The sequence below is a fragment of the Perlabentimonas gracilis genome (assembly GCF_011174675.1).
GTDB lineage: Bacteria > Bacteroidota > Bacteroidia > Bacteroidales > Tenuifilaceae > Perlabentimonas > Perlabentimonas gracilis.
In genome coordinates this window covers 81,094-95,047 of the sequence record NZ_JAANIG010000013.1, presented here as the reverse complement: position 1 = coordinate 95,047, position 13,954 = coordinate 81,094, and the positions used below count along the sequence as shown (strand labels likewise).

Genomic DNA, 13,954 nt, shown 5'->3' with positions numbered 1-13,954 from the left:
TTAAAATCCAAAAATAACACCTTAATAAATAACAAAAAAACAAACCTAAAATTAGCCCAAATCACAGATAGATGTTAGTTTTCCGAACATGACTGGGCAGTTCCCTTCTACCTGCTCCTTCAATGCGCGATTCATTTGGTGATAACCTAGCTTTGTTTTTTCTATCATACTGCCCATAAGCAAAACCATGGGCCCCATAAATCTTTCAATCTGTCGAAACAGTGTTTTCCCACCTGGAGCCGGTTCTAAAAGAAAGGTATGATCGCCTCGATAAATAACTCCAAGAAAACTTCCTCCCCACACTATTGCCTCATTCTGCTTTATTTCAAAAATTTCTGGATTAAAAACCATTGGCTTTAAACCGGGCGAAACAACCTTTATTCGTAAACGTTCGCCCACTAGAAAAGTCCCTTTGACTTCTGGAATAAACTCATTCCAAGATCCCCATGAGCTGAAGTCGACTAGGACTGCCCAAACCTCTTCCACGGGTGCATCAATAATAATGGATGCGTCAATAACTCGATGCATTAGTCTTGTTTTGCTTTTCTTACTCATTGCAATTTCGTCAGCAATATTAGTGGCTTTATGATTGCTTGCGGCACACCCTGTGAGTAGCATAGCCATGATACAAATGCAAGCCATTTGGTGTGTAATAAGCACTAGGCGTAATGCCTTACAAACTCGCATATCTCATCTAATGCCTTCTTTGCCTCGGGGAACAGGGGCGACAGAAGCGGAAAGGCGTGAATCATTTTGTCCCAAATACGGAGCGTTACCTTAACACCATCTTTTTCGGCAACTCTGGCAATGCTTACGCAATCGTCGTAATGAATTTCGTGCGTTCCAACGCAGATGTAAAGCGGAGGTAAACCCTTAAAGTTGCCGAATTGTGGCGACAGTATTGGGTTAGTTGGGTCGTTATTGGCTATGTAAAAATTTGTCCACGTTGTCCACGACCCCATGGGTGCCACATCATTCTTCGCGTTATAGGTAAAGGAATCGGCACCGCATCTTAAGTCCGTTACAGGGGAAATGGAGAAAGCAGCCTTGGGCATAGGCAAATGGCTATCCTTTAGGGCTAAAAGCAGCGAAAGCGTTAACGTTGCACCGGCCGATTCGCCCCCTACAATAATGTTGTTTGGCTCATACCCCTGACTTAGCAGCCAATTATAGACTTTAACACAGTCGTTGGGTGCCGCAGGGAACGGATGTTCAGGAGCCAGCCTATAATCGAACACTAACGACCTAAGGTTACACCCTTGGGCAAACTTGGCCACATGCATCCTATGGGTAAGGCATGAACCCGAGATAAACCCTCCTCCGTGGATGTAAAGTAACACTTTATCTGCAACAGGGTTTTGGGGTATTATCCATTCGGCATTTATCCCATCGGCCGATACCATTTGCGTTGTGATGCTCTTTGGCAGCTTAACCTTGGCTGATGCTTTATCAATTTCATTACGAAAATTTTCAACCGAAAAGTTTTCGTCAACCACTTCGGGTTTAAGTTTTAGTTTGAACAGATGCCTGTTTTTGATTAGGCCAATCACTATTTTACTAATTAAGCTTTGCATAGCATATATCAATAAAGGTTATATTTAATGATTATTGATACTCCTGATTAGAAGAACGGAGCATATAATTGTAAACAGGTTAAATGTAGGAATTATAAAAACTACAGGGAACACATTTACTCCCGAAACCGCCATGGCGATAATCTTTCCTGATAATGCGGTCATTAAGATGGATAGGAAAACAAAGTAAACCGTTGTGAATAGGTAGCCTAAGGGCTTTTTTTTAAGGAAAAGTATCGCAGACACAAATGCAATGGGAAGGAGTAGCCCCAGATCGAGCCCCTGCACAATTAAGGTTGTGTAGTGCTGTAGGTTTATTGGGTAAAGCGAACCATCGAGGAGCGGAGGGATCACTATACCTAGCCACAGAATGGCTATTGACCCTGTACTAAAAAGAAGGAAGCCTGCCGTAAAACCTACGGGGGTTCTATTTGAAAACTTGGCCACAACAGCATCAGGATTAAACGACAAGAGCATGCTAGCCAATCCGAAAAAAGAGAGACCCAACAGGGAGATATAAAAAAGGAACATAGCGTTATACATCCCCATGGTAGTGTAAAACAGAAAGGTAACAAAGAAATAACCAAAGGTTCCTGTTAGTAAATACTTACATCTTAACGAACCCCTCCTATACCCTATAAGCGAAACTAGTAGAAGAGGAATGGCAACAAAAAAAGTAACAAAATCATGGCCAATACCCTGCACGGCCACATCGGCAGACATATGCTGATAAATGCCCTTGCCGTATATGGTAACTTCCTGGCCGCGGATGGATGTATAGGTGTATTCTCCCGGCCCCTTGCTTGATAGTATACCACAAAGCGCTGTGATAGCAGAAAGTAACGCGATGGCAATTACAATATAGATAATCGATTTAAGGGGTTTCATAATTTTAGATTTGTTGGTTATTAACTAAAATCTTACTCCTACAAAAAGCATGGGTATATGGTAAAAGTAGGGCGCCTCCTTTACCTCCTGTACAAAACTCTCGGGCTTGTTACTCGAATATAGCCCAAATCCAAAAGGCCATTGTACATTAGCATATAGCGGTAGGCCCTTAACATTAAAGTCGAATCGATAGCCTACTCGGAACTCATTCCATAGGTCGAACCCCGAGTAATATCTTTTCTCGGTACTTTCCCAAAAGTCGTCGTAACAAGGCCACAGCTCATACTCAATATGCAAGTTTTTCCAAAGATATCGCCTATAGCCAAGTATTAATGCTGGCGAATGGGTAGTCCCGCTTTTCTTCTTGATACTCATATACGATAATCCCGTAATCAGCTCATCCTTGGGGGTTATTTGGTATATGTAGTGTATTCCGTATATGTCGATAAGTGGGGCAAAGGGAAAAATATCAATTGAATGACGGTGTTGTATCTTTGTATTTTCTTCGTTTTTCTGTGCTTGTGCGCTCAATATGCTTAAGCCTAAAAGCACTACCCAAAAGACTGTTTTTACTGTTGTTTTCATTTTTACGCTTAATTAGAACTCTTATCCTCGTGCTATTTTTTTAAATCATTAATTAGCTCTTTTACCCTATCCTCATTTATTTTTGCAACGTTTGTGTCAACCCCCGACACCTTTCGCACAATAAATTTTTCTATAAAATTCATCTTCTCGAACAGGAATTCGCCTCCCACACATTTTGAGGTAATAGCGTGCTTGCGAAGCAACTCGGGGAAAGCATTGCTGAACTCTGTTTCAAAGTCGGGCTCGTTCATTCCGCACATGTAAAGCGCTACGCGTTTTTTTAAGAGTTCCACTAGGTTTTTCTTACAGAAACTTTTCACCCGACCCTGCATTTGCCCTGCATGTATTGAACCACCTATTACAATCGTATCAAAAGGGGCAAGATCAATGGTTTTTGTTTGTTTTAGGTTGATTAGGACTGTATTGCTGCCCAATTCGCTTTGGATTTGTAAGGCCACCTTCTCGGTTGTTCCGTGGCTGGATGCGAAAATTATTGCTGTTTTCATAATTATTGACTTTTTGGTTAAACACAGAGGCACAGGGGCACAGAGTTATAATTTTACTGCTAATAGTTTAAACTCTAGGGTAATGTATAGTGTAATACTAATTGTAATTAATATCTACAACTGCTATTTCCCGGTAGAAATACAGTAACTTTTTTTAGTTAAAGCCTGCAGTACATTCCACTATCTCAAATAAACCTCTGTGCCTCTGTGTTCCTGTGTTCCTATTAAAACTGATATATAATTCCGTACTTAATAAATGCTGTTCCGGGCATCTCGAACTCGGATCGGTTGTAAAAATCTTCGTAGGCTTGCGTGCCACGATAGCCATCGACATAAAAACCCAGCTTGGCTCCATTCTTCAACCGGAATGGTGTTGTGGAAAAGCCAAGGGTAGCACCATTGCTAAATGGCTTGGTTGAAAAATTGGGCATACTGCCATTACCATCGCTTACCGAAATGATGTTGAGCTGTGCTGCATAGCCAACTTTTATCTGCAGCAGTCCCTCGGGATGCTTGTTTCGGAATAGTCCAATGCTGTAGGTAATGGGAATCATAAGCTGGTTTACACCCAGCTTGCGTTCGCCTACAAAGCCATTTGCATCATCGTTGTAGGTAAAGGTTTGGCCGTTGTGCATAAAGTCTAGACCCGTTTCAATAGCATTTCTTTTAAGGGGTACTATCACTTTACCACTCACATTCACCCCCTTGCTAGTTGCGCCCGAGTAGGCGTCAACGGGTATGCTGCCAACAACGGTAAGGTCAGTATTCTCTACCACTCCGCCTCTGTTGGTTCCAACTTGAAATCGGTAGGTTAACTTCGTGCTGGTTCTCTCCGTGGTTACATTGGAGGTTGCGCATCCCATTAAAAGGAGTGCCAACACTGATCCTACTATTATTCTTTTTCCGTGCATCATTTTTTATTTAGTTAAAAATGTTGATGCAAAGAAATGCTATGGGCAAGCTAATGGGGTATTACATTACCGGATAGGGGTCTCAACTCACAAAAAAAGGGGTCTCAAAAAGATGAGACCTTACCCAAGTACTCGCTGGGTGTGCACCCAACCTCTTTCTTAAATACTCGGTTAAAAGTGGCCTTGGAGTTAAACCCGCTATCGTAGGCAAGGCTTATTAGCGTGAGGTTTTTGTTTTTTGGGTCTCTTGCTAGCTCTTTAAACTCCTCAATTCGGTGATGGTTCACAAAATCGAAAAAGTTCATATTCAGCCTTCCGTTGATAACTCCCGAAAGATACTCTGGTGTGCAACCCAACTCGTGGCTTAATAGGCTAATGGTAAGCTCTGGATTTAGATGGGGTTTCTGATCCTTCATATACCGAAGCAGGGTGTGCACAAACTCCTCCTCCTGATTGGTTATGGGCATTGTTTTCTCTGTAAGGCTAACGGCCTTATCCATATCGAAGTGCTTGGGCACCGATGTGAAGATGTTCCCCTGCTTAAGCCCAACAAAACCAACGGCCAGAACGAAAAGCGAGGCTATACCAAAGCCTGCCAGCTGGAGATCCTGATAACTCATTAGCTCCAACGCCGTGTCAACAATGTATAGCACGCTAATGCTGGCATAGCTAATCAGTGCTGATATTAGTAAAAACCGTAACCACCTAAGGTCGATATGCTCTGTTTTAGAGAAGAATGTTTTTAGCCGTTTTCTATACCCCCTAATCAATAACAACCCCCAAAGCGTGTAGCCCACGTTGGATAGTGCGATTAGTCCCATAATAATAAAAAACACCAAATCGCCACGGAATGCTTCGGTTTGATCCACCTCAATTTTAATATTGCTAGGGGCAATGTAGTTTGCAGATATCAACAGTAACAAAACAGCCACAAAGGGCAATGCAAGCAGCAGGAATATGGGTTTAAATCTAAACGCCTGAGTTGTTAACGACTTAACGTAAAGCCACAAGCTGGGGCCTATTAGCAGGATAAGGGGCGTGGAAAGATTTAAAAGCCAAGGATATGGGTAGCCGTTTGTGCGTGACCATATCTCGAGATATGCAAAAAGTAGCGTGATGGCGGAAACCAAAAGGTAACCCGAAAGAATATAATCGGCAATGCTTTTGGGTTTCTTTACCAGAAGCAAGAAAACCAAAAGCGCCGACTGGAATATTCCTATAATTAGAAGGGCTACCATCTTAATTGCAATTAATCCCTAGGCTAACTCGCCTCTTGGGGTATGTTAAAACTACTATTTAACCCTGTAGGGCTTAAGCTCCTCGAAAAAGATATCGTTATTGGGAACATCAAAATCAATCCCCATGATCTTTAGATTATTATCCATATTGAACTTAACCGTTCCGAAGCTAAACCAGGCGTGGGTGTTGTCCCACACAATTTCCCATACATCGAAGTGCCAATGGCGAAGTGTGGCCGACAAGTACTCGGAGTGCTCAAACACCATCCTTAGCTCATCATTCACTAGGGTAATGTTGATATCGCCGTGAATATGAGATCGATAGGTACCAGCGTAATTATTGAGCGATAACGATGGGCTTGTGTTTAGCACACGCTTCTCCATACGGCTCGATATGCGGGTATCGGCCTGTTGACGACTATTTGTTCTGTCAAGCATTTCGGCCGACCAGTCGCGGGGAGAAACTCCTAGGAAAAGTTCCAGCGCATAGTTCGTTGCTGCAGAGTAGGGACTCTTCATTCCATTGGTAAGCACCACAACGCCAAGGTTCTCATCGGGAATAAGGGTTACCGAGGTTAGCATACCATCTATTGCACCTGAATGACCAACACGGAGACGACCGTGAAAATCGCTTATCCCCCACCCCAGACCATATGAATTAAAGTGTCGGTTAAAATCGTTATCACGGGTATGGTCAACCATAAAGTTATTGTGGGGAGTCCACAGCATATTGAAATTGCGGGCAGAAACCAAGGTGTCGTTCCCGTGAATTCCGTGGTTAAGGTTAAAAATCATCCACTTGGCCAAATCGTTAACGCTGGAAATAATACCGCCCAGGGCACCTATCTCTTCCCAGTCTTCCCAACCAATGGGAATATTCTTCTCGTTCTCGCGAGCGTGAGGGGTTACATAGTTGCCAATGCCCTCGAGGTTTGTGGGTGATGTGGTGGTGCGGCTCATACCCAGCGGCTCAAAAATTCGCTCCTTCACATTCTCGCTCCAGCTCTTACCCGTAACTGCACGTATTACTTCACCAGCAGCAATATACATAATGTTTGAGTAGCCATAACCTGCCCTGAAATCGAACGCCAGCGGAATATGCTTTGCCCTTCGAACAATATCCTCGGCTGTGAAATCGGATTTATACCACATCACATCGCCGCTAAAGGTGCCAAGCCCTACCCTGTGGCTAAGCAAATCGCGAATGGTAACCTGGTTGGTTACCCACTGGTCGTACACCTCGAAGTATGGTAAATAATCCTTAACCCTATCGTTCCATCCAATTTTCCCCTCCTCAACCAGCATGGCGAGAATCGTTGATGTAAATGCCTTGGAGTTTGATGCAATGCCGTAAAGGGTGTTTGCATCTACCTTGTCGGTTTTCTCAACCTCTTTAACACCATAGGTTCCGGTGAACACCAACTGACCATCCTTAACAATGCCGATGGCTACGCTGGGCACCTCCCATTCCTTAGTCATTTGGGAATAATACCTATCTAACTTTTTATAATCAACTTTCACTTTCGATTGCGCCAATACTGCGGTATGCAAAAGCAGCAGGCCTAGCAGAATACAAACAATACGCTTCATGGGTGTGGAATTTCGAGTTAGTTTTTCGGATTATACTTCACAAAAATAAGAAAATCCCAATACCAAAAGGTTTAATGCAAAGTTTTCAGGTAGATTAGATATGTGTGTTAGCCGCTAATCTGATTTGGGGATGAGGCAAAGAAAACAGAGACGGCACACATAACGATTGATATCGACTAAAAAAAAGAGTTACCTTTGCAGAAAGGCATAATGAATTATGGAAACAAGAGAAATTATTAGAGCAATCAGAAAACTTCCTGTAAGCAAAAGAATGCTTATTGTTGAAAAAACTCTAAAAACAATTAGAGAAAGTGAGACAAGGAAAAGAATGGTAAACGCTGCTGAATCACTTTTTGAAGACTACAAGAATGACAAAGAATTAATTGCCTTTACTCAACTTGACTTTGAGGGATTCTATGAAACAAAGTGAAATTTGGCTTATTAATCTCGACCCAACAATTGGAGCAGAAATAAAAAAAACAAGACCTGCGATTATTGTTAATGATAATTCTCTTGGAAAACTTCCATTAAAAATAATTGTGCCTCTGACGGATTGGAAAGAAAGGTACGAAATAGCACCTTGGATGGTATACATAAAACCCGACTCCATTAACAACTTAACAAAAGTATCAGGGGCTGACTGTTTTCAAATTAGGTCAATAGCAGAAGAACGGTTCATTAGGAAAATTGGAAAAATATCATCAGGGAACCTTGAGGATATTAAAGAAGCCTTATCAAAAGTTTTAGCGATTGAAACCTACTAATTACTATACCCTCTACCTTTCCAATTTCAAAAATGAAACATTTTAGGTTTATCGATCTTTTCGCAGGTATAGGAGGATTTCATATCGCCATGCAAAGCCTTGGGGGTGAATGTGTATTCGCCTCGGAGATAGATAAGTATGCCATTGAAACCTACCAAAACAACTTTGGTATAGACCCTGCCCATGATATTACGCAGGTAAACGCTCAGGATATTCCTACACACGATTTGCTATGTGCTGGTTTTCCGTGCCAAGCATTCTCCAAAGCGGGCAAGCAGAATGGCTTTGACGATACCCGCGGAACTCTCTTTTTCGATATCCTTAGAATACTTAATCACCACAAGCCAAAATACATACTGCTCGAGAATGTCCGCAACTTGGTATCGCACGACAAGGGTCGTACCTGGAGCATAATTCACAAGCATCTTGTTGATTTGGGCTACCTAATCCCCAGCAAACCAATTATTATAAGTCCACACCAAATAGGTGTGCCTCAGCTGCGCGATAGGGTATTTATTCCCGGTATCCTAAGCGATAAATCAAAGGTAAAGGAGCTTAATGTTACCGTGCCTAAGTCGAAGCGTAATGTTACCCAATCACAGGTGGCCATCAACGGAAAGGCACCAAAAGAGCTAAAAATTTCTGAGTACGAGGAGTACGTACTTTCGGCCTGGGATGAGTTTTTGCAAGGATTAAATCATCGTGTAATTGGTTTCCCTGTTTGGGCCACTGAATTTGGTCAGGACTATAACACGGAGCACCTGCCGCGCTGGAAGCAGGAATTTATCAGAAAAAATAGAACGCTGTACCAAGCCAACCAATCTCATATTGATGGCTGGCTCTCAAAACACAACCACCTGAAAGACTTTGTGGCAACCCACCGAAAATTCGAGTGGCAGGCGGGCACTTCAATAAAAAGCGTGTGGGAGGGTATAATCCAATTCCGTCCTTCGGGCATTCGGGTAAAACGCCCAACAGAGTTTCCTGCATTGGTAGCCATGGTACACGTGCCCATTATTGGATGGGAGAAGCGAAGAATCTCGCCCCGCGAAGCAGCAAATCTACAGGGATTCCCCTCAACCTACAAGTTAAACCCCAGCAAGCAGCAAGCCTACAAGCAGCTTGGCAACTCGGTAAATGTGGATGTGGTAAAGTTTATTGCTGAGCAACTTTTCAAACTCTAGCCCCACATTTGCTGCACCAACACCTTTATTGAGGTTATAATATACTCTATTCCAATGGCTATTACAATAAAGCCTATTATTCGCGAAATGGAGTTAAGACCCGATGCGCCCATTTTCGAAAAGATAAAGTTAGAGCTACGAAGTATTAGGTAGGTAACCAACGCTATAGATGGGATGGTGAGGAAAACAACCAAGGTGTATAGCAAATCGGAGTAATTCTCGTTAAGCGATATAAGCAACGATATGGAGCCCGGCCCGGCAAGCATAGGAATGGCCAATGGCGTTAACGACGAGTCCTCTTTAGCCCTAGCCTCCTCGTGAATAGTTTTATCCATACCCTTGTGCTTGGAAAAGTTGCCAGTAAGTAGGGCAAACCCCGAGGTGGTAATTATTAGCCCTCCGGCAATACGAAGCGATTCGATGGATATGCCAAAGAATTGAATAATAAACTTGCCCGCAAAGTACGACACCGTAAGAATTATAAACATGTAAAGGCTTGCCCTTAGTGCGGTGAGCTTGCGCTCGGCTGGGGTGTTATTCTCGGTTACACCTATAAAAACCGGCATAGTGCCCAGTGGGTTTACAACCGAAAATAGTGCCGCAAAAACTGTAAAGTAAACTGTTATCATTTATTAAAAAAATTGAGTGGCAAAGTTAGCGTATTTCTATAAAGGTATAAATTGCCAAATTGTTTTGTGTGTGTTAATTATTTGTTGAACTTTGTATATACAAATACCACTAAACACATATTGACACACTCAATAATTAACATAACCTGTTCGCTATGAAAAGATTAATTTATGCTCTTGCTGTATTTGCCCTTGTGGCAAGTTCGTGCGGTGGTGAATCGCCAAAAAAGGAATCGACCCAAGAGGTGAAAAAGGATAAACCCCTATCGAAACGAACCCAGGAGGGTATGATGCAGTTGCTTAACAGCTGCGATATCAGCCTGCATGATGCTTTGGTTTTTGAAGAGGTTCTCATGGAATCCAATGCATATAAAATCAGATTCATAAGCTCCGATATTGATGAGGAAAGCTTAGCATCGCTCGAGGGGTGGTTTGCCGAGCAGGTTGAGAACCTTGTGAATAACGGTTGGAAAAAAAGGGTGGTTAGAGATAACGAGATGATGTTTGGTGCAAGGTACACCGAAATTGTACTCCTAAAACCCGAGGGTATGAAGGTAAATGTAAGCTATGGCCTATCGTTCTACTCTCAATATAACGATTCAAAAAAGGAATACAGATTTACCGTGTCTGCCGACTAAAGATCAGTAAGGGAGGATGGCAATTTTCATCCTCCCTGCTATATGCTTACTCCTGAAAAAAGTATATCTCCGCCAGGTTACGCACCGAAAAATCGGCATAGAATGCCGAGGGGTGATACAACCTAAAATGCCCTCGCCCCGACTCCACCGGAGGTATTGCCAGAATTGGCTCAGCCTGATCGACCCGATTGAACAGCTCGCTTACGCTTACAACATTACGGAAACCATCCTTACCCACAATAAACGCCAGGCCGTTGCGCATCCACTCGCCATAGTTCTGTTCAATATGGGGATTTACAAAATGGCTTAGCATTGGCCCCTCAAAGTAGGGCGTATCGTGGTAGCCCATTCCCATTCCGTAAAACACCGATTTGTATCGCATTTGGGGTGCGCTTGATGCATCTGCATCCACCACGCATTTTAGCTCGTCGTTAAAAACCAGGTTTACTGTTGGGCTGTAGGGATCCTCTAGATCTCTATCGATGGGGTAATGCTTCCTATCGAACGAATTTATAATGATTTTAGTAGGATTCTCCAGCTCGCGATATGCAAACAGGTCGCCCGATGCAACAACTTTCCAAACGCTACCCTTTGGGTAGTCTACCTCGCGCTTGTATGGCTCAATGCTTGCCTGTTCGGTGGCAATTATCACCTGGTGCATGGTATGGCTAAGGTAAATCTCGGCCCACGAGAAGGTAACCCTTTCGCCCTTGTTGTTCTCAATAATTATATATACATCGGTGGCGGGTACAAACTCCTCAGCATTCTTTTTGTCGAGAATGAACGGATTAAGCAAGTCGAAGAGTGAGTATCCACGATAGCGATATGCCCCAACAAAATCAATTTTCCCCTCAGCATTTAGCGTAGCCTGCTTATGCAGCACCTCGCGCTTTAGGTAACGCTTAAACCTTATCGACCCTGTTGCTTTCACTTCACCCTCAACAACGATGTTTCCCGTTTGTAGCTTGGTTTCGTCGGTTCTGTGGTAAAAGCTATTACCATTGGCGTCATAACCACGGGTTGCTCCCGAAATGGCATCGGGGATAATATTGCATGACGACAACACCACGCATATTGTTAGTATCAGAAATGGAATTAGTCTTCTCATAATAAATCTATTAAATATTTTTTGTTGTTAGATTTTGGCCTTAACCTCAAGGGTTATAAACCGTCCTGGACCAACCGACAGATTACTCTCGTACACCTTCTGATCCAAAATATTCTGAATATTTAGCGAGATATCTACGTGGTTGAATAGTTCACGCGACAGCTTCAGGTCGATGGTGAACTTCGATGGGAGCTGGTTACTCAGCACCCAGTCGTCGTAGGCGTTCTGGTCGTTAATATACATCTTACCTGTATACCGCGATGTTAGCCCCACATTTACTATACGATGGCGAAAAAATGCTCCTGCGCTGAACGAGTGCATGGGCACATCGGTAAGGTACTTGCCTGTTAAATCAAAGTCGTCGGGGTCAATTGGTGTATAGCCACTAATTTTTGATGATGCAAAGGCATAACCCCCAAATAGCGTTAGGTACCGAACAGGTGTTGCGGTAAAATCGGCCTCGGCACCCAAAATATCAACCTCCGATATGTTGGAGCGTATCATTATTGGACGAGGGCCAAAGCTCATATCAATGGTTTCGCCTGTTGAAACGTAGTACAAAAAGTCCCTCCCTTTCGAAAAGAATGTGCTGGCTGCTACTCGAATCCAATTCACGGGTTTGTAATCGCCACCAACCTCAAAATTATCCAGATATTCAGGGGTTAGATTTGGGTTGGCCACCTTAAAGCCTCCACGCACCCTTCCCGATCGGCATAAATCGTCGAGTACCGAGGGACGAAAACCTCTGCTATAGCTAGCGTAAACCCTGTAGGTGTCGTTTGGTTTGTACTGCGCCGAGAGCCTTGGGCTAAAAGCACCCCAGCTAACAGGATCCTGACCAGAGAATTGGTACCCATCCATAAAGTTGGTCTCGGCCGATGGACTAGAAATCACAAACTCTCCGTCGTAAAAACGGGCATAATCGTACCTAAGACCTGCCGTTACGTTAACCTTGTTGTCGAAAAGGCTAATCTCATCCTGAAGGTAGATACCATAAAAATCCATCTTTCCCCTATTATCCACCTGATCGGTTGAAGTGTAGTATACATCGGAGGCATCAACCTGTCCAAGGCGAACATCAACCCCGCCGGTAATGGTGTGTCGGCCCACGCTGTAGTTGGCGCTAGTTAGCACTCCGTAATCGCTGCGCAGCGAAAGCACATCGTACCACGTGTAGTCGTCCCTCATCCACTCGCTAACGCGCTTGTAATACTCGCGCTGAAAAAAAGTGGAGGCGTTCCAGTTTACCTTCCCCACCTTGCCCCTAAATATTGATCGAATCTGGTATGTGTCGTACTCACGGGTATTGCCAAGGGGTTGGTACACCTGCTCGCCAGTTGTTCTAACATCATCAAAAAGGGTAAAGTCTAACTCTGCCGAGAACTGCTCGCCCCCATCGTACCCCGTTTTAAAGTGCAGCACCTTCTCCTCAAAGGTTGAGTTTACGATGTATGGGTTCTCCTGCTGATCGGCAAACGACTGGGTGATGTACCCATCGCTATTGCGAAATAGACCATTGGCTGCCCAGTAAAAACCGTTGTTGAGCTTGCCTGCAAACTTAGCGTTAACACCTTTTGTGTTGTAAGTTCCGTAGTGAGCCGAAACGCTACCCTCAATGGTTTCGGTGGGTTTCTTGGTAACCACGTTTATAATACCGCCCATGGCGTTCCCTCCGTACAGGGCCGAGCCGGGCCCCTTAATCACCTCTATGCGTTCAACCTCGCCGGTTGAGATTAAATTCCAGTTTACAGAGCCTCCATCGGCCTTGTTTACAGGAACTCCATTGAGTAGCACAAGTGTTCGGGCCTGCTCCTTTGCGCTTACTCCCCGCATCGATACTGTGGCTCGAAACGAAAATAGGCCATAGGAACGGGCTGTATGTACCCCCGGGAGCAGAGCTAAAAGCTCATCGACACTTTGGTACGACGACATAGAGATTCGCTCTGGTGTTATCAGCTCCACCCTTCCGGGTATATCTCCAATACGGCTCTCGGTTCGAGTTGCCGACACAACCACCTCGTCAATAAAAACATCATCCTCCTCTAAAAAAAATTCGATATAAACATCTTTATCAGCCAGCTGAACCCTTTGCTGCTGTGGCTTATGTCCCACAAGTGAGGCATTTACCGTGTGTGAACCCTTAGCAAGATTTGTAAAAGAAAACTCACCTTGGGCATTGGTTGCCTCCCCTTGCCTGCCAATGGTAATGTGTACGCTCTCGAGCGGTGCGCCGGTGCTTTTATCCTTTACTACTCCGCTTATTTTTGGCTGAGCAAAAGATCCAAACGATAAGGAGAGCAACAGAAAAAAAATGCTAATTCTACTCATACTATATCTTT

At 43.8% G+C, this 13,954-nt stretch carries 15 protein-coding genes; 4 read left to right on the top strand and 11 right to left on the bottom strand.

Annotated elements, in window-relative coordinates; translation table 11 throughout:
* Positions 1 to 51: 51 nt before the first annotated feature.
* The 8 genes from G8O23_RS07870 to G8O23_RS07835 form a co-directional block, all read right to left on the bottom strand.
* Positions 52 to 618 carry an SRPBCC domain-containing protein gene (locus G8O23_RS07870; protein WP_166363509.1) on the bottom strand — a complete coding sequence of 189 codons (567 nt, stop codon included), beginning with the start codon at positions 616 to 618 and terminating at the stop codon, positions 52 to 54.
* 41 nt (positions 619 to 659) lie between these two features.
* Positions 660 to 1,574: an alpha/beta hydrolase gene (locus tag G8O23_RS07865; RefSeq protein ID WP_166363507.1), complete on the bottom strand. Its 915-nt coding sequence runs from the start codon at positions 1,572 to 1,574 to the stop codon at positions 660 to 662.
* Between the two features lie 24 nt (positions 1,575 to 1,598).
* A complete protein-coding gene (locus tag G8O23_RS07860; RefSeq protein WP_166363505.1) occupies positions 1,599 to 2,462 on the bottom strand; it encodes a hypothetical protein in 864 nt (287 codons plus the stop codon).
* 24 nt (positions 2,463 to 2,486) lie between these two features.
* Positions 2,487 to 3,047, bottom strand: coding sequence for a hypothetical protein (locus G8O23_RS07855; protein WP_166363503.1), 561 nt, complete (start codon positions 3,045 to 3,047; stop codon positions 2,487 to 2,489).
* A gap of 32 nt (positions 3,048 to 3,079) precedes the next feature.
* Positions 3,080 to 3,553 carry a flavodoxin domain-containing protein gene (locus G8O23_RS07850; RefSeq protein ID WP_166363501.1) on the bottom strand — a complete coding sequence of 158 codons (474 nt, stop codon included), beginning with the start codon at positions 3,551 to 3,553 and terminating at the stop codon, positions 3,080 to 3,082.
* A gap of 224 nt (positions 3,554 to 3,777) precedes the next feature.
* The gene (locus tag G8O23_RS07845; protein ID WP_166363499.1) at positions 3,778 to 4,467 is read right to left on the bottom strand and encodes a hypothetical protein; all 690 of its coding nucleotides are present in this window, start codon (positions 4,465 to 4,467) and stop codon (positions 3,778 to 3,780) included.
* A gap of 101 nt (positions 4,468 to 4,568) precedes the next feature.
* Complete coding sequence (locus tag G8O23_RS07840; RefSeq protein WP_166363497.1) at positions 4,569 to 5,702, bottom strand: helix-turn-helix domain-containing protein; 1,134 nt, start codon at positions 5,700 to 5,702, stop codon at positions 4,569 to 4,571.
* Between the two features lie 54 nt (positions 5,703 to 5,756).
* Positions 5,757 to 7,292, bottom strand: a complete 1,536-nt coding sequence (locus G8O23_RS07835) for a serine hydrolase (protein ID WP_166363495.1) — start codon at positions 7,290 to 7,292, stop codon at positions 5,757 to 5,759.
* 217 nt (positions 7,293 to 7,509) lie between these two features.
* Here G8O23_RS07835 and G8O23_RS07830 point away from each other — a divergent pair, with 217 nt between their 5' ends.
* From G8O23_RS07830 to G8O23_RS07820, 3 genes are read left to right on the top strand one after another with little or no spacing between them, the layout of a single operon-like run.
* Complete coding sequence (locus tag G8O23_RS07830; protein WP_166363493.1) at positions 7,510 to 7,722, top strand: hypothetical protein; 213 nt, start codon at positions 7,510 to 7,512, stop codon at positions 7,720 to 7,722.
* Positions 7,709 to 8,056 (top strand): type II toxin-antitoxin system PemK/MazF family toxin, encoded by a 348-nt coding sequence (locus G8O23_RS07825; RefSeq protein ID WP_166363491.1) that lies wholly within the window; start codon positions 7,709 to 7,711, stop codon positions 8,054 to 8,056. The genes G8O23_RS07830 and G8O23_RS07825 overlap by 14 nt, the downstream gene beginning before the upstream one ends.
* 32 nt (positions 8,057 to 8,088) lie before the next feature.
* Complete coding sequence (locus G8O23_RS07820) at positions 8,089 to 9,240, top strand: DNA cytosine methyltransferase (RefSeq protein WP_166363489.1); 1,152 nt, start codon at positions 8,089 to 8,091, stop codon at positions 9,238 to 9,240.
* Here G8O23_RS07820 and G8O23_RS07815 read toward each other — a convergent pair.
* A complete protein-coding gene (locus G8O23_RS07815) occupies positions 9,237 to 9,869 on the bottom strand; it encodes a MarC family NAAT transporter (RefSeq protein ID WP_219932453.1) in 633 nt (210 codons plus the stop codon). The two genes, G8O23_RS07820 and G8O23_RS07815, sit on opposite strands and share 4 nt — an antisense overlap.
* Before the next feature lie 155 nt (positions 9,870 to 10,024).
* On the opposite strand from G8O23_RS07815, the gene G8O23_RS07810 reads away from it, so the two are divergent.
* Positions 10,025 to 10,507: a hypothetical protein gene (locus tag G8O23_RS07810; protein ID WP_166363487.1), complete on the top strand. Its 483-nt coding sequence runs from the start codon at positions 10,025 to 10,027 to the stop codon at positions 10,505 to 10,507.
* Between the two features lie 46 nt (positions 10,508 to 10,553).
* On the opposite strand, the gene G8O23_RS07805 is transcribed toward G8O23_RS07810, so the two are convergent.
* Both G8O23_RS07805 and G8O23_RS07800 read right to left on the bottom strand, forming a co-directional pair.
* On the bottom strand, positions 10,554 to 11,615 hold the full coding sequence (locus G8O23_RS07805; protein ID WP_166363485.1) for a hypothetical protein: 1,062 nt from the start codon (positions 11,613 to 11,615) through the stop codon (positions 10,554 to 10,556).
* 27 nt (positions 11,616 to 11,642) lie between these two features.
* Positions 11,643 to 13,943 carry a TonB-dependent receptor gene (locus G8O23_RS07800; protein ID WP_166363483.1) on the bottom strand — a complete coding sequence of 767 codons (2,301 nt, stop codon included), beginning with the start codon at positions 13,941 to 13,943 and terminating at the stop codon, positions 11,643 to 11,645.
* Between the last annotated feature and the right edge of the window lie 11 nt (positions 13,944 to 13,954).